Below are 16198 nucleotides of genomic sequence, written 5' to 3'. Positions count from 1 at the left end.
GTTCACGGAGAGTTTTCGCTCCCCCGGAGGGGAGCGACGGCCGGCGTCAGAGTCGGCCCGCTGCCTTCAGGGCCAGATATGCGTCCGCCAGCGCCGGCGCCAGTTCATCCGGTGTCGCGTCGACGACCGTGACGCCGTGGCGGCGGAGCTGTTCGGCCGTGCGGTTGCGCTCTGCCTGGGCCTGGGCGGCTGCCGCTGCCTCGTAGACCGCGTCCGTGTTCCCACGGGCCGCGGCCATGCGGGCGATGTGCGGATCGGAGACCGATGCCACCAGGACCGTATGGCGCTGGGTTAGTTGGGGGAGGACGGGCAGGAGTCCCTCCTCCACGGAGGCCGCGTCCAGGGCCGTGAGCAGAACGATCAGGGAGCGGCGCGGGGCCGTACGCAGGGCCGTGCCGGTGAGGCCGCGGGCGTCTGTTTCGACGAGTTCCGGTTCGAGGGTGGCCATGGCGTTGACCAGGGACGGCAGGAGGTCGCCGGCCGTGCGGCCCTGGACGAGGGCGCGTACTCGGCGGTCGTAGGCGAGCAGGTCGACGCGGTCGCCGGCTCGGGAGGCCAGGGCGGCCAGGAGCAGGGCGGCGTCCATGGAGGCGTCGAGGCGCGGTGCGTCGCCGACACGGCCGGCCGAGGTGCGGCCGGTGTCGAGGACCAGCAGGATGTGGCGGTCGCGTTCGGGGCGCCAGGTGCGGACGGCGACCGAGGACTGGCGGGCGGTCGCGCGCCAGTCGATGGAGCGGGTGTCGTCGCCGGGGACGTACTCGCGCAGACTGTCGAACTCGGTGCCCTCACCGCGTTGCAGGACGCTGGTGCGGCCGTCCAGTTCGCGCAGGCGGGCCAGTTTCGACGGCAGGTGCTTGCGGCTGGTGAAGGGTGGCAGGACGCGGACCGTCCAGGGGACCTTGTGGGTGCCCTGGCGGGCGAACAGGCCGAGGGGGCCGTACGAGCGGATGGTGACGCGGTCTGCGTGGCGGTCGCCGCGGCGGGTGGGGCGCAGACGGGTGGTGACGCGGCGGCGTTCGCCGACCGGGACCGTGAGGCGGTGGCGGGAGGCTTCGACCTCCGTGCCGGGGCGCCAGCTGCTGGGCGGCCAGGCGTCGCGCAGATGGGCGCGGAGCGGGCGGCCGGTGGGGTTGGTGACGGTCAGCGTGACGTCGGCGGCGTCACCCAGGCGTACCGAGGTGTCGCCTGATCGGGTGAGGCCGAGGCGGCGTACGGGAGCGGCCAGGGCGTAGTCGCAGGCGCACGCCAGGGCCAGGGAGCCGTTGACCGCGAGGATGCCCGTCCAGCCGGGCTCCAGGATGCCGACGGGGAGTGAGCCGAGTGCCGCGAGGAGCGCGGCGCGTCCGGTGAGGGCCATCAGCGGGGGACGGGGACGTGATTGAGGATCGCGGTGATGACGGAGTCGGCGGTGACGCCCTCCATCTCGGCCTCCGGGCGCAGCTGGACGCGGTGGCGCAGCGTGGGCAGGGCGAGGGCCTTCACGTCGTCGGGGATGACGTAGTCGCGGCCGGTCAGCCAGGCCCAGGCGCGGGCCGTGGACAGCAGGGCCGTGGCGCCTCGGGGGGAGACGCCCAGGGTGAGGGAGGGCGACTCGCGGGTGGCGCGGCAGATGTCGACGACGTAGGCGGCGATCTCGGGGGAGACGGTGATCTTGGCGACGGCGGCGCGGGCGGCTTCCAGGTCGGCGGCGTTCGCGACGGGGCGTACGCCGGCGGCGCGCAGGTCGCGTGGGTTGAAGCCGGCGGCGTGGCGGGTGAGGACGTCGATCTCGTCCTGGCGGGAGGGCAGCGGGACGGTGAGCTTGAGGAGGAAGCGGTCCAGCTGGGCCTCGGGCAGGGGGTAAGTGCCTTCGTACTCGACCGGGTTCTGGGTGGCGGCGACCAGGAAGGGGTCGGGGAGCGCGCGGGGGGTGCCGTCGACGGTGACCTGGCGTTCCTCCATGGCTTCCAGCAGGGAGGACTGGGTCTTCGGGGGCGTGCGGTTGATCTCGTCGGCGAGCAGCAGGTTGGTGAAGACCGGGCCGGGCTGGAAGGAGAACTCGGCGGTGCGGGCGTCGTAGACGAGGGAGCCGGTGACGTCGCTGGGCATCAGGTCGGGGGTGAACTGGACGCGTTTGGTGTCGAGTTCGAGGGTGGCGGCGAGGGCGCGGACCAGGAGGGTCTTGGCGACGCCGGGGACGCCTTCGAGGAGGACGTGGCCGCGGCACAGCAGGGCGACGACGAGGCCGGTCACGGCGGGGTCCTGACCGACCACGGCCTTGGCGATCTCGGCACGCAGGGCTTCGAGGGCGGCGCGGGGGTCGCCCGGCTGTCCGGTCTGCCCGGCGTTGTCAGTGGTCGGGTCCATCATGGACGGCGTACCTCTCTTTCGAGGGCGTCGAGTTGGTCGGCGAGGGTGATCAGGGCTGCGTCGTCGCTGGGCGGCGGCCCGAAGAGGAGGGTGTGCAGGGCCTGTTGGCCGTCGCCGTGGAGGCGGGCGGACAAGGCCGGGAGCAGGGATTCGGGCGTGTGGGCCTGGGCGGTGGGGACGCCTACGAGGGGGGCGAGTCGGGTGCGTGTGGTGGAGCGGAGAGCGGCGGCGGCCCGGTCGCGGGCGTTCGCCTTGCGGTAGAGGCGGGCTCGGCCTTCGGCGGTTTCGGAGGCGCGGATCGCCACGGGGAGTTTTTCGGGGACGAGCGGGCCGAGCCGGCGGGCCCGCCACAGGGCGGCGAGTGCGGCCGCGACGAAGAGTTGCAGGGTGCCCCAGAGCCAGCCGGAGGGGAGCAGTTCGACGAAGGGCTTCTGGTCGTCGGGCTCGGTGGCGGTGCTGTCGGAGAGCGAGGGGAGGTACCAGACCAGATGGGGGCGGGAGCCGAGGAGTTGGAGGGCGAGCGAGGCGTTGCCCTGCTCGTCGAGGTGGTCGTTGACGAGGATGTCGGGGGCGCCGAGGAGGACGGTGTCGCCGTCTCCGGTGGTGGCCGGGAGGCGTACGAGGGTGGCCAGGCGGTCGCTGGGGTAGCACTCGTCGGCGTCCGGGTGGGTGGTGCTGTAGCGGATGCCGCCGGTGTCGGCGGTGCCCGCGCGTCGGGCGGCGGGCAGCGCGCAGTCGGGCGCGAGGGTGGAGTCGATGCTGGTGACGGGGTCGGCGGTGACGCCGGGGGCGAGTCGTTCGGCGGAGGTGGTGGCGGCGACGAGGAGGGTGCGGCCGCCCGAGTCGGCGGTATCGGTGCGCAGTTGGCGTTGCTGGCTGGGCGTCAGCAGGTCGGGGGCGGCGACCAGGAGGGTGGTGTCGGGGCCCGCGGCGGTGCGTGCCTCGTCGAGGGTGGTGACCAGGCGGGTGTGCACGCCGTGGTCGGCGAGGAGTTCGGCGACGGCGCGGCTGCCGGAGGGGTCGGCGGAACGGGGGTCCAGCATGCCGTGCTTGGCGGTGGAGCGGACCAGGGCGATGGCGACGGCCGCCGCCAGGAGCAGGACGAGCGCGAGGGCGATGCCCCGGGCGCGGGTGAACACCTGACGGGCGGTGGGCGAGGCCGAGGTGGTCGGGAGGGTGGCCTCGGTGGTCATCCGGCGGCTCCCTGGCTGTTGTCGCCGGCCCTGCCGGCGGTGCCGGCCGTGAGCTGGGGCTTGGTGCGGTCCAGGTCGTGGTCGAGTTCGGCGAGGCGTCGGTACGACTGCTCGCTCGCGCTGCGGCCGCCGTATGTGACGTCGTCGAACTGCCGGGCGGCGGCGCGCAGTCGGTCGAGGTGTGCGGGCAGGGCGCGACCGGCTTCGGCGGCGGCCTCGTCGGCGGTGCGGCCGGGGCGCACGTCGAGCAGGGCGCGTTCCTCCAGGGAGCGGACGATGGCGCGCATGCGTTCCTGGACGGCCTGGTTCCAGTGGCCCTGGGCGGCGTGTGCCTCGGCGTTCGCGCGGTGTTCGGCGGCGCTGCGGGGGCGGTCGTCGAAGAGGGCGGCGGCGGAGGTGGGTTGGCGGCGGGGAGTGCCCAGGCGCCACCACAGGGCGGCCAGGACCGCGAGGACGGCCACGATGATGACGACCAGGCCGACGGTGCCGCCGGGTGTGGCGGTGGTGGCGGCGCTGAAGAGGCGGTCCAGCCAGTCCCAGAAGGCGTTCAGGGCGCGTTGCAGCGGGCTGGGGTCGTCCTGGTGGTACATCGGCTTGGACAGTTCGCGGCGGGCGGCCTCCCGCGCGGGGTCGCGCGGGAGGGTCACCGGGGGTTCACCGTCGCTGCGGAACCGGGCCGGCACGGAGGTTGCGCGGACGCGCAGCAGTGCGCGGGCGGCCGTGCCGGCGGCGTGGGCCAGTGTGCTCGCGGCCGTGTCCGCGGTGCGTGCCAGTGTGGACGCGGTGGTGTCCGCGGTGCGTGCCAGTGCGGTCGCGGTGGTGTCCGCGACGCGTGCCAGTGCCGTCCCGGTCGTGTCCGCCGTGACGACTCCCCCCGTCAGGCTCACGGCATCAGCTCCTCGGTGCGCTGTCGGCCTCGCCGGTGCCGTAGCCCTGGAGGCCGGCGGCGCGGGCGAGTTCGAGGTCGAGGGCCTCGCGGCGGATGCGCTGGTCGATGTAGAGCAGCACGGTCACGCCGGCGCTGATCGGGAAGGTGATCATGGAGCCGATCACCGAGCCGATCCCGCTGATGATGAGGAACGTCCAGCCGACGTCGCCGCCGTCCATGAGGCCGGAGATGCCGCCCCCGCTCGTCGCGGCCGCGAGGAAGGTGAAGGGCACGACGATGATCGCGGCGACGATGTTGGCGATGATCGCGGCGAGCAGCTGGATGCCGAAGACGCGCCACCAGGAGCCGCGGACGAGCTTGACCGAGCGGCCCATGGACTTGCGGATGCCCTGCTTCTCCAGCATCAGGGCGGGGGAGGCCAGGGAGAAGCGGACCATCAGCCACAGCACGACGAGGAACGCGGCGAGGCCGCCGAGGACGGCGAGGCCCGCTCCCGCGTCCGCGTCACCGGTGACGGCGACGAGGATGCCGGGGGTGACGCCGACGGCGACGACGGCCGCGCCGATGACGATCAGCAGCAGGATCAGGCCGAAGAGCCTGGCCAGTTGGGTGCGGGCGTCGCGCCAGGCCTCGGCTACGGTCACCGGCCGGCCGAGCACCGCCCGGCTGGTGACGGTGGTGAGCAGGGCGGTCGCCGTGACAGTGCCGATCATGGAGATCAGGAAGACGACCGTGGAGTTGAGCATGGTGTCGCCCAGGGCGCGGGTGACCTCGCCGAGGGTGGCGCTGGGGTCGTCGAGGGCGTCGGTGTTGGCGCTGTCGAGGACGAGGCCCTGCAGCAGGACGACGAGGACCTCCGTGACGACGGCGACGGTCAGCGAGATACCGAGGACCGTGCGCCAGTAGGCGCGCATGGTGGACACCGCGCCGTCGAGGATCTCGCCGACGCCGAGCGGGCGCAGCGGGATCACGCCGGGCTTCGCCGCGGGCGGGGGCCCGCCCCAGCCGGCACCCCAGCCGCCGTAACCCGGGGCGCCGTAGCCGGGAGCGCCGTATCCGCCCGGGGCGCCGTACCCGCCGGGGGCTCCGTAGCCGCCGGCCGGGCCGCCGGGGCCTGCCGGGGGCGGCGGGGTGCCCCAGCCGGGGCCCGGCGGTGGGGGTGGCGGGGTCTGGCCAGGGCTCTGCGGGCCGGCCGGCGCCGACCACTGACCGGCCGGCGGCTGCGCTGCGGACCACTTCGCGCCGGGGCCCGGCGCATCCTGGACCGGCTGGTCCGCGGGCTGAGCAGGCTCGGCGGGGCGGGACGCGCCGGGCTCCTGCCCGTCGGACGGGGCGGATCCGGGCGAGGCCCAGCCCGGAGTGTCGTTCATCGTCGCTCCTTCACGGTGCCCGTCCGCGGTCGCGGCGGCAGGTTGGCAGCCATCGTGCCATGGGGTGGTCATCCGGGTACCGGCCGAGGTCGTGCCCGCACACCTTCAATTGTCCGCCGGATACGGGGAAGACTGACGGCATGGCTGATCAGTACGCGCACGCCGGCGAGGACAGGCGGCTCACCGGGATTCCTGCGATCCGCTGGGAGGAGCCGCCCGAAGGGCCCGTCCTGGTCCTGCTGGACCAGACGAGGCTGCCGACCGAGGAGGTCGAACTGGTCTGCACGGACGCGTCCGCGCTGGTCGAGGCGATCCGTTCGCTCGCCGTGCGCGGGGCCCCGCTGCTGGGCATCGCGGGGGCGTACGGGGTCGCGCTCGCCGCCGCCCGCGGGTTCGACGTGGAGGAGGCCGCGACCGCGCTGGCCGGGGCCCGGCCGACGGCGGTGAACCTGGCCGTCGGGGTGCGCCGCGCCGTGGAGGCGCATCAGGCGGCGTGTGCCGAGGGCGCCACGCCCGGGCAGGCCGCGCAGGCGGCGCTGGCCGCGGCGCGGACGCTGCACCGGGAGGACGCCGCGGCCAGCGTCCGCATGGCCGAGCACGGGCTGGCGCTGCTGGAGGAGCTGCTGCCCGCCGGAGGGCACCGGATCCTCACGCACTGCAACACCGGGTCGCTGGTGTCCGGTGGTGAGGGCACGGCGTTCGCGGTGGCGCTCGCGGCGCACCGGGCGGGCCGGCTGCGGCGCCTGTGGGTGGACGAGACACGGCCGCTGCTGCAGGGCGCCCGGCTCACGGCGTACGAGGCGGCCCGGCACGGCATGGCGTACACGCTGCTCACCGACAACGCGGCGGGGTCGCTGTTCGCGGCGGGCGAGGTGGACGCGGTGCTCATCGGGGCGGACCGGATCGCGGCCGACGGGTCGGTGGCGAACAAGGTGGGCAGCTATCCGCTCGCGGTGCTGGCGCGCTACCACCATGTGCCGTTCATCGTGGTGGCGCCGGTGACCACGGTGGATCTGGACACGGCGGACGGGGCGGCCATCGAGGTGGAGCAGCGGGCCGGGTTCGAGGTCACGGAGATCCCCGTGCCGCAGGTGCAGGCGTCCGGCCCGGGCGGCGGGCTGCCGATGGCGCCGCTGGGCACGCAGGCGTACAACCCGGCGTTCGATGTGACGCCGCCCGAGCTGGTCACGGCGATCGTCACGGAAGGCGGCGCGTTGTCGCCGGTGACGGGCAAGGGGCTCGCGGAGCTGTGCGCGCGGTCGAGGGAGGGGGCCACCGGGTAGGGTCCGGGAGGCTTTCGTCACGGACGGACACGGCCCCTCCACCTGCTGTGATGCAGGGGGAGGGGCCGTCGGCGTGCGAGGGCGGCTCCAAGGCGACGTCACCTCGACACTGCCGGGCGAGGGCAGACAGTGACGGCTCGGTACGACTATCGTCACAGGCCAGTGACCTGCCTCACCACGGCAACAGAGACTGTTACGAGAATGGGATGATGTCGTTTATGAAGGGACGAGTCCTTGTCGTCGACGACGACACCGCACTGGCCGAGATGCTCGGCATCGTGCTGCGTGGTGAGGGTTTTGAGCCGTCTTTCGTAGCCGACGGCGACAAGGCGCTGGCCGCGTTCCGGGAGGCCAAGCCCGACCTGGTGCTGCTGGACCTGATGCTGCCCGGCCGGGACGGTATCGAGGTGTGCCGTCTGATCAGGGCGGAGTCCGGGGTGCCGATCGTGATGCTCACGGCCAAGAGCGACACCGTCGACGTCGTGGTGGGCCTGGAGTCGGGCGCCGACGACTACATCGTCAAGCCGTTCAAGCCCAAGGAGCTGGTGGCCCGCATCCGGGCCCGGCTGCGCCGCTCCGAGGAGCCGGCGCCCGAGCAGCTGGCCATCGGTGACCTGGTCATCGACGTGGCCGGGCACTCCGTGAAGCGGGACGGGCAGTCGATCGCGCTGACCCCGCTGGAGTTCGACCTGCTGGTGGCGCTGGCCCGCAAGCCGTGGCAGGTGTTCACCCGCGAGGTGCTGCTGGAGCAGGTCTGGGGCTACCGCCACGCCGCGGACACCCGCCTGGTCAACGTGCATGTGCAGCGGCTGCGCTCCAAGGTCGAGAAGGACCCGGAGAAGCCGGAGATCGTGGTGACCGTCCGTGGTGTCGGTTACAAGGCCGGGCCGAGCTGACATGTCCAGGGACAGTGCCGCCTCGGCACCCGGCCGGTCCGGGGTCCGCGCCGGGCGGCCTGTCGGCCGCAGGACGCTCCGCTCCCGCTGGGCACGGCTGCTGGAGGGCGGCCTGCTGCAGGGCGGGGTGCACGGCAGCCCCGTGATCCGGCTGTTCATGCGCTGGATACGGCGCCCGCTGCTGCCGGTGATGCGGCTGTGGCGGCGCAACATCCAGCTGAAGGTCGTCGCCACCACGCTGCTGATGTCGCTCGGCGTGGTGCTGCTGCTCGGCTTCGTCGTCATCGGGCAGGTCCGCAACGGCCTGCTGGAGGCGAAGGTGAAGGCCTCGCAGAGCCAGGCCGCGGGCGGTTTCGCGGTGGCCAAGCAGAAGGCCGACGAGGCGGCGGCCGGGACGGACGACGGCACGGGCGTCGACACGCGTCCCTCGCAGAACGTCATCGAGTGGATGAGCAATCTCGTCTCGTCCCTCGCCAGTGGTGGGCAGGGCGCGTTCGACGTGGTCACGCTGCCCACCGGTGCCGGCAGCGCGGGCGGGCTCGGCCCTCGCGCGTCCGGGTTCGTCAGCCCGTCGGAGAGCGTGCCGGTCGCCCTGCGCGAGCGGGTCGACTCCAGCACGGGCGCGGCGCAGAGCTACACGCGCATCGTCTACAGCAACGGCCGTCCCTCGCAGCCCGCGCTGGTCATCGGCAAGCAGGTCAACGACCCCAACAGCGACCCGTACCAGCTGTACTACCTCTTCCCGCTCACCCAGGAGGAGAAGTCGCTCAGCCTGGTCAAGGGCACGCTGGCGACCGCCGGGCTTTTCGTCGTCGTACTCCTCGGGGCCATCGCCTGGCTCGTGGTGCGGCAGGTCGTCACGCCGGTGCGGATGGCGGCCGGGATCGCCGAGCGGCTGTCGGCGGGGCGGCTGCAGGAACGGATGAAGGTCACCGGCGAGGACGACATCGCCCGGCTCGGTGAGGCCTTCAACAAGATGGCGCAGAACCTCCAGCAGAAGATCAGCCAGCTGGAGGACCTGTCGCGGATGCAGCGCCGGTTCGTCTCCGACGTATCGCACGAGCTGCGCACGCCGCTGACGACGGTGCGGATGGCCGCCGACGTCATCCATGAGGCACGCGAGGACTTCGATCCGGTGACCGCGCGGTCGGCGGAGCTGCTCGCCGACCAGCTGGACCGGTTCGAGTCGCTGCTCGCGGACCTGCTGGAGATCAGCCGTTTCGACGCGGGCGCGGCAGCCCTGGAGGCGGAGCCGATCGACCTGCGTGACGTCGTGCGGCGGGTCGTCAGCGGGGCCGAGCCGCTCGCCGAGCGCAAGGGCACGCACATCCGCGTGGTCGGCGACCAGCAGCCGGTGGTCGCCGAGGCCGACGCCCGGCGTGTGGAGCGGGTTCTGCGCAACCTGGTCGTCAACGCGGTGGAGCACGGCGAGGGCAAGGACGTGGTGGTCAAGCTCGCCGCGGCGGGCGGGGCGGTCGCGGTCGCCGTGCGCGACTACGGCGTCGGGCTCAAGCCGGGCGAGGCGACCCGGGTGTTCAGCCGCTTCTGGCGGGCCGACCCGGCACGCGCGCGTACCACGGGCGGTACGGGCCTGGGCCTGTCGATCGCCCTGGAGGACGCGCGGCTGCACGGCGGCTGGCTGCAGGCGTGGGGTGAGCCGGGTGGCGGTTCGCAGTTCCGGCTGACGCTGCCGAGGACCGCGGACGAGCCGCTGCGGGGCTCGCCGATACCGCTGGAACCGAAGGACTCACGGCGCAACCGAGGGCTGGAGCAGGGCGGCTCGGCGCGTGGCGGGGAGAAGACCGCGACAGTGCCGGCCCAGCCGGCCGGCGAACAGCGGCCGGCTCTGTCCGGCCGGGCGCCGATCCCGCCGCGTCAGGCCGGTTCCGCGCCCACCGCCGATCCGACGGCGCTGCCCGGCAACGGCGCGCGCGTGGTGCCCCGGCCCGGCTGCGGTGCGCCGCGGCAGGATGGTGCGGCGGCCGGTGGGGAGCCCGCCGAGGGCCGCGCCGGGAACGCGGCGGCCTGGACGGGCTCCGCCGGGAGCCGCAAGGACGGTGCCGCGGGCCGGACGGGCTCCGCCGAGGCCGGCGCCGGCCGAACAGGCTCTGGTGAGGGCCGTGGGGCGGGTGCCGCGGACCAGGGGGAGGGCGCCGGGCGCGCGGGTTCCGCCGTGGCCCCGGCCGATGCCGCCGGTGCCCGCAGCGATGACTCGGACAGACAAGGGGAGGCCTTTCGTGGGCGCTGACCGCGAGGGGGGCGCCCGGCGCACGCCGGCGCGTGCGGTGGCGTACGCCGCCTGTGGTGCCGTACTGCTGGCGGGGTGCGCGTCGATGCCCGACAGCGGGGATCTGCGCGGGGTGGAGTCCACACCCCGGCAGGACTCGCAGGTGCGGGTCTTCGCGATGCCGCCCGCCGAAGGTGCACCGCCGGCGGACATCCTCCAGGGCTTTCTGGAGGCGCTGACCAGCGACGATCCCGGCTATGCGACGGCACGGCAGTATCTGACGCCCGAGGCGGCGCGGTCCTGGCAGCCGGGCCGGGCCACCACGGTGCTCCAGGACGGGCCGAGCATGCAGGCCGCCCGCTCCGACAGCCGGGTGGACGGTGACGACGCCACCTTCACACTGAGCGGCACCCGGGTCGCCACGGTGGACGCGCAGCAGTCGTACAAGCCCACCGACGGGCCTTACCGGCAGACGGTGCACCTGTCGCGTGACGACAAGACGCAGCAGTGGCGCATCGACGGGCCGCCCCAGGGAGTGGTCATGGGCAAGTCGGACTTCCAGCGCAACTACATGTCCGTCAACAAGTACTACTTCGCCTCGAACGCGGTCGCCGCGAACGGGCAGACCACGGCGGTCGCCGACCCCGTCTACGTACGCGAGCGCGTGGACCCGATGACGCAGGCCGTGCGCTCGGTGCTGCGGGGCCCGACCTCGTGGCTGCGGCCGGTGGTCCGCTCCAGCTTCCCCACCGGGACCGACCTGGCCAAGGGGACGGCCGCGCTGGCGCCGGACGACCAGAACAAGCTGACCGTGCCGCTCAACGACAAGGCCGCGCACGTCGGCCGGGAGCGGTGCGACGAGATGGCGGCGCAGCTGCTGTTCACCCTGCAGTACGTGACGCCCACGGTGAGCGAGGTCGAGCTGCGCTCCGCCGGCCGGCACCTGTGCTCCCTGACCACCGACCAGGCCGAGGCGGTGGCAGCGCGCGGAGCGACCGCCCACCCCGACTACGTGTACTTCATCGACGAACGGGCGCGGCTGGTGCGGCTGGCCACCGGCGCCGGCGGCACCCGGGCCGAGCCGGTGCCGGGGGCGCTGGGGCAGGGCGTGCAGCCGCTGCGGGCGGCGGCCGTGTCACGGGACGAGCGCGAGGCGGCCGGGGTCAGCAGCGACGGCAGCGCGCTGTACGTGGGCTCGCTCGTCTCCAGCGGCTCGCTCGGCGGTGCGGTGGTCACCAGCCACGGCAGCACGCCGGCCAATCGGCTGACGACGCCCAGCTGGGACGCGCACGGCGACCTGTGGGTGGCCGACAGCGACCCGGCCCATCGGCACCTGTGGCTGCTGCAGCAGGGCGCGGGCACACCGGTGGACGTGGCCCTTCCCGGGCTGAGCGGGCGCATCCGGGAGGCACGGGTGGCCGCCGACGGAGTGCGGATCGCGCTCGTCGTGGAGAAGGACGGCAAGCAGTCGCTGCTCGTGGGGCGGATCCAGCGCTCCGACTCCGACGACAAGGGCGCCGCCGGGGCCGACGCAGGCCGGCCGGCGGTGTCCGTCCTCGAACTGCGCTCCGCCGCGCCGGGCCTGGAGGAGATCACGGCGATGTCGTGGTCCGGCGACGGCCGGCTCGTGGTGGTGGGGCGCGAGGCGGGGGGCGTGCAGCAGATGCGGTACGCCCAGGTCGACGGCTCCACGCCGGAGGGGCCGCCGCCCGCCGCGCTGTCCGGGGTGGAGGCGGTCGCCGCCTCCGAGGACGACCGGGTGCCGCTGGTGGCGTACTCCGGCGAGGACGGCATCGTGCGGCTGCCGAGCGGCGCGCAGTGGCAGAAGCTGGTCAAGAGCGGCACGGCGCCGGTGTATCCGGGCTGATCACCGGGCGGCCGGTCGGGGTGTTCCCCGGGGCCCCCGGGGCCGTCGGGAGTTTTCCACAGGGCGTTGTCCACAGGGGTGGCCGGGGCTTGGCGGGCTTGGCACAGTGGTCGTATGCGGGGGTGGTGGCAGGACCTCACCGACCTGGTGCTGCCGGCGGAGTGCGCCGGCTGCGGACGGCCTCGTGCGGTGCTCTGCGCTCGTTGCCATGCGGCTCTGAGCGGGGCCGCGCCGTGCCGGGTCCGACCGGCGGCGGAGCCGTCCGGCCTGCCGGCCGTGCACGCGGCGGCGCGCTACGCGGACGAGGTGCGGGCGCTGCTGCTTGCGCACAAGGAGCGCGGCGCGCTGGCTCTGGCACGGCCGCTGGGCGAGGCGCTGGCCGGGGCGGTACGGGCCGGGCTGGACCGGGCGGGCGCGCACGACGTGGGCGTGGCCGGGCGCGTGTTGCTGGTGCCGGTGCCGTCATCGCGTGCGGCGGTGCGGGCGCGTGGGCACGACCCGGCACGGCGGATCGCGCTGGCCGCGGCCGGGGAGCTGCGCCGGGGCGGGATGCCGGTCCGGGTGGCGGCGGTGCTGCGGCAGCGGCGGGCGGTCGCCGACCAGGCGGGGCTGGACTCCGGACAGCGGCTGGCCAATCTCGCGGGCGCGCTGACGGTCGTGCCCGGGGGCGGCCGGCTGCTCGGGCAGGGGCCCGTCGTGCTGGTCGACGATCTGATGACCACGGGCGCCTCGCTGACGGAGGCGGCGCGGGCGGTGCGTGATTGCGGCGTGTCGGCCGTGTACGCGCGCGCCGGTGGGGAAGGACGAGAGGAACGCGGGGCCACAGTGCCGGAAGGGAGACCGGATCGGGCGCACGTGGGGTGGGGAATGCCGGGCGAGAACCGCGCGGGCCGTGTCGTCTGCGCGGCGGTGGTCGCCGCTCCTCCTGATGCTTTCGAATTAAACCGGAACTGACTGCGAACTTACGTCGTTGCAGGTAATGAGTGGGTAATTCACCTGAACGGAGGTACACCGCAGTAGAGGGTGACGACATCCTGCCGGGCGAGATATGTTCGGTTGTGAGGGAAAGCCGCAGGCCATGCCCCTCGTTTCCGAATGCCGTGCAGCGGGTTTTGGGTAATCATCCGCAGCACAGGGGGTGTAGATCTTGCCCTTGGGGGAGGAGGAGGTGAAAGTCACCGAGTCCGAGGTTCCGGGGCTGACCGGAGCCTGGTGCAAAAGGGAGATGCTCCGCCAGTGAAGCGGGGCGATCCGGGAACGGAGTTCTGCGTGGACATCGTCGTCAAGGGCCGCAAGACCGAGGTGCCCGAGCGGTTCCGGAAGCACGTGGCCGAGAAGCTGAAGCTGGACAAGATCCAGAAGCTCGATGCCAAGGTGATCAGCCTCGACGTCGAGGTGTCCAAGGAGCCCAACCCCCGACAGGCCGACCGCTGCGACCGAGTGGAGATCACGCTCCGCTCCCGCGGTCCGGTGATCCGGGCAGAGGCAGCGGCCAACGACCCGTACGCGGCACTCGATCTGGCGGCGGAGAAGCTGGAAGCCCGACTGCGCAAGCAGCACGACAAGCGGTTCACCCGGCGCGGCGCGAAGCGGATCACGGCAGCAGAGGTCCCCAACCACGTCCCGGGCGTCGCGACGCTCAACGGAAACGGCCATCCGGTCCCGGCGGAGGAACCGGACAGCGTGCCCACCAAGAAGATCGGCTCGCTTGAGGTGCAGGGCGACGGCCCCCTCGTGGTGCGCGAGAAGACCCACGTCGCCGCCCCCATGTCGCTCGACCAGGCCCTCTACGAGATGGAACTGGTCGGCCACGACTTCTATCTCTTCGTCGACTCCGAGACCAAGGAGCCCAGCGTCGTCTACCGGCGTCACGCCTACGACTACGGCGTGATCCACCTCAGGACCGACACGATGGTCACCGAGGCACCCTCCCCTGACGCGGGCGGTTCGCTGGGCGGTTGACCCAGGCGCATGACAGCCGGGCCGGTGCCCCTGGAGCGCGGTGTGCGCCCCCAGGGGCACCGGTGTTGCACCGGTGTGCGCCCTCTTCGCCCGCCTGCACCTCACCGCGTTGTCACCGGGGCATGGAATCATGGCGGCAACGGCTCAACCGGTGGGTCGTTGCCTTGGGTTGGCGATGGCACAGGACCACAGGCCACAGCCTTCAGGGGGAGGAACGATGGCGGACACCTTCGGACCGATGCGGGACGACCATGCCGAGGACGGCGTCGTCGGCATGGGTCCCGAGGCGGCGGGCTCTTCACGCGACGAACCGATCAGAGTCCTGGTCGTGGACGACCACGCCCTCTTCCGCCGCGGCCTGGAGATCGTGCTCGCCGCCGAGGAGGACATCCAGGTCGTCGGCGAGGCCGGGGACGGCGCCGAGGCCGTGGAGAAGGCCGCCGACCTGTTGCCCGACATCGTGCTGATGGACGTACGGATGCCGAAGCGCGGCGGGATCGAGGCGTGCACCTCCATCAAGGAGGTCGCGCCCAGCGCGAAGATCATCATGCTGACGATCAGCGACGAGGAGGCCGACCTCTACGACGCGATCAAGGCGGGTGCCACCGGCTATCTCCTCAAGGAGATCTCGACCGACGAGGTGGCCACCGCCATTCGCGCGGTGGCCGACGGACAGTCGCAGATCAGCCCCTCCATGGCCTCCAAGCTGCTCACCGAGTTCAAGTCGATGATCCAGCGCACCGACGAGCGCCGGCTGGTACCCGCGCCCCGGCTCACCGACCGCGAGCTGGAGGTGCTCAAGCTCGTCGCCACCGGGATGAACAACCGCGACATCGCCAAGGAACTGTTCATCTCCGAGAACACCGTGAAGAACCACGTCCGCAACATCCTGGAGAAGCTGCAGCTGCACTCCAGGATGGAAGCCGTGGTCTACGCGATGCGGGAGAAGATCCTCGAAATCAGGTGAGCGTCAGGCCACCAGCCGGGCCAGCTCCGCCACCAGCGGCTCGCGCAGCTCCGGTGCCTCGACGCGCTCCACGCGCACGTCCGTGCAGTCGACCCAGGACGCCGCCTCGACCAGGGCCTGGGCGACCGCCGGCACGGCCTTCCCGCCGTCCACGGTCACCTGCTTGGCGACCAGGGTGCGCCCCTCACGGGCCGGGTCGACACGGCCCACCAGGCGGCCGCCGGCCAGGACCGGCATGGCGAAGTAGCCGTGGACCCGCTTCGGCTTGGGGACGTACGCCTCCAGGCGGTGCGTGAAGCCGAAGATCCGCTCCGTGCGCGCCCGCTCCCAGATCAGGGAGTCGAAGGGGGACAGCAGCGTGGTGCGGTGCCGGCCGCGCGGCGGGGTCTCCAGGGCCGCCGGATCGGCCCAGGCCGGGCGGCCCCAGCCCGCCACCGTCACCGGGACCAGACCCGAGTCGGCGATCACCGCGTCCACCTGCTCGCCCTTGAGCCGGTGGTAGTCGGCGATGTCCGCCCGCGTGCCCACGCCGAGGGCCTCGCCGGCCTGGCGGACCAGGCGGCGTACGCACTCGGTGTCGTCCAGCTCGTCGTGCAGCAGCTGGGCCGGGACCGCGCGCTCGGCCAGGTCGTACACGCGCTTCCAGCCGCGGCGGGTCACGCAGACCACCTCGCCGTACATCAGGGCGCGCTCTACGGCGACCTTGGTGCCGGACCAGTCCCACCAGTCGTTCGTCTTCTTCGCGCCGCCCAGTTCCGTCGCCGTCAGGGGGCCGTCGGCGCGGAGCTGCTTGATCACCTGGTCGTAGGCGCCCTCGGGGAGTTCGTGGTTCCAGTGCGGGCGGTTGCGGTAGGCGCGGCGGCGGAAGGCGAAGTGCGGCCACTCCTCGATGGGGAGGATGCAGGCGGCGTGCGACCAGTACTCGAAGGCGTGCGCGCCCGTCCAGTAGGCGTCCTCGACGGTCTTGCGGCCGACCGCGCCGAGGCGGGCGTAGGGGACGAGCTCGTGGGAGCGGGCCAGGACCGAGATGGTGTCCAGCTGGACCGCGCCGAGGTGGCGCAGGACACCGCGGGCGCCTGCGCGGCGGGCGTAGGGCGGGGTGCCGAGCAGGCCCTGGGCGCGGAGGGCGATGCGGCGGGCCTCGTCTGCGGTCAGCTCTGCGGTGGGGCGCGTTGTCATGGGCTGCACGATAGGT

Annotated in this window: 13 protein-coding genes; 7 read left to right on the top strand and 6 right to left on the bottom strand. The window is 73.3% G+C overall.

Annotation, left to right across the window (positions count from 1 at the left end; all coding sequences use genetic code 11):
* Positions 1-46: 46 nt before the first annotated feature.
* The 5 genes from C3489_RS31705 to C3489_RS31685 form a co-directional block, all read right to left on the bottom strand.
* Positions 47-1357, bottom strand: coding sequence for a DUF58 domain-containing protein (locus C3489_RS31705; protein WP_103785557.1), 1311 nt, complete (start codon positions 1355-1357; stop codon positions 47-49).
* Positions 1357-2346 carry a MoxR family ATPase gene (locus tag C3489_RS31700; protein WP_103785556.1) on the bottom strand — a complete coding sequence of 330 codons (990 nt, stop codon included), beginning with the start codon at positions 2344-2346 and terminating at the stop codon, positions 1357-1359. The genes C3489_RS31705 and C3489_RS31700 overlap by 1 nt, the downstream gene beginning before the upstream one ends.
* Entirely contained in the window at positions 2346-3542 is a 1197-nt protein-coding gene (locus C3489_RS31695; protein WP_103785555.1) for a DUF4350 domain-containing protein, read from the bottom strand. The genes C3489_RS31700 and C3489_RS31695 overlap by 1 nt, the downstream gene beginning before the upstream one ends.
* Positions 3539-4315 (bottom strand): DUF4129 domain-containing protein, encoded by a 777-nt coding sequence (locus C3489_RS31690; RefSeq protein WP_103785560.1) that lies wholly within the window; start codon positions 4313-4315, stop codon positions 3539-3541. The genes C3489_RS31695 and C3489_RS31690 overlap by 4 nt, the downstream gene beginning before the upstream one ends.
* 118 nt (positions 4316-4433) lie before the next feature.
* Positions 4434-5801: a glycerophosphoryl diester phosphodiesterase membrane domain-containing protein gene (locus C3489_RS31685; protein ID WP_103785554.1), complete on the bottom strand. Its 1368-nt coding sequence runs from the start codon at positions 5799-5801 to the stop codon at positions 4434-4436.
* A 140-nt stretch (positions 5802-5941) separates the two neighbouring features.
* Here C3489_RS31685 and mtnA point away from each other — a divergent pair, with 140 nt between their 5' ends.
* From mtnA to C3489_RS31650, 7 genes are all read left to right on the top strand, one after another.
* Positions 5942-7084 carry an S-methyl-5-thioribose-1-phosphate isomerase gene (gene mtnA, locus C3489_RS31680; RefSeq protein WP_103785553.1) on the top strand — a complete coding sequence of 381 codons (1143 nt, stop codon included), beginning with the start codon at positions 5942-5944 and terminating at the stop codon, positions 7082-7084.
* A 206-nt stretch (positions 7085-7290) separates the two neighbouring features.
* On the top strand, positions 7291-7980 hold the full coding sequence (mtrA, locus tag C3489_RS31675) for a two-component system response regulator MtrA (RefSeq protein ID WP_009188938.1): 690 nt from the start codon (positions 7291-7293) through the stop codon (positions 7978-7980).
* Between the two features lies 1 nt (position 7981).
* Positions 7982-10228, top strand: a complete 2247-nt coding sequence (mtrB, locus tag C3489_RS31670; RefSeq protein ID WP_103785552.1) for an MtrAB system histidine kinase MtrB — start codon at positions 7982-7984, stop codon at positions 10226-10228.
* Positions 10218-12074: an LpqB family beta-propeller domain-containing protein gene (locus C3489_RS31665; protein WP_103785551.1), complete on the top strand. Its 1857-nt coding sequence runs from the start codon at positions 10218-10220 to the stop codon at positions 12072-12074. The genes mtrB and C3489_RS31665 overlap by 11 nt, the downstream gene beginning before the upstream one ends.
* A 114-nt stretch (positions 12075-12188) precedes the next feature.
* Positions 12189-13028, top strand: coding sequence for a ComF family protein (locus C3489_RS31660; RefSeq protein ID WP_103785550.1), 840 nt, complete (start codon positions 12189-12191; stop codon positions 13026-13028).
* A 315-nt stretch (positions 13029-13343) separates the two neighbouring features.
* The gene (gene hpf / locus C3489_RS31655) at positions 13344-14036 is read left to right on the top strand and encodes a ribosome hibernation-promoting factor, HPF/YfiA family (RefSeq protein ID WP_103785559.1); all 693 of its coding nucleotides are present in this window, start codon (positions 13344-13346) and stop codon (positions 14034-14036) included.
* A 217-nt stretch (positions 14037-14253) separates the two neighbouring features.
* A complete protein-coding gene (locus tag C3489_RS31650) occupies positions 14254-15003 on the top strand; it encodes a response regulator transcription factor (RefSeq protein WP_103785549.1) in 750 nt (249 codons plus the stop codon).
* Positions 15004-15006: 3 nt separating this feature from the next.
* Here the strand turns inward: C3489_RS31650 and C3489_RS31645 are convergent, their stop codons facing one another.
* Positions 15007-16182 (bottom strand): winged helix-turn-helix domain-containing protein, encoded by a 1176-nt coding sequence (locus C3489_RS31645; protein WP_103785548.1) that lies wholly within the window; start codon positions 16180-16182, stop codon positions 15007-15009.
* Between the last annotated feature and the right edge of the window lie 16 nt (positions 16183-16198).

Source organism: Streptomyces sp. Ru71, from assembly GCF_002920535.1.
Taxonomy (GTDB): Bacteria; Actinomycetota; Actinomycetes; order Streptomycetales; family Streptomycetaceae; genus Streptomyces.
This window is presented reverse-complemented; position numbering and strand designations above follow the sequence as displayed.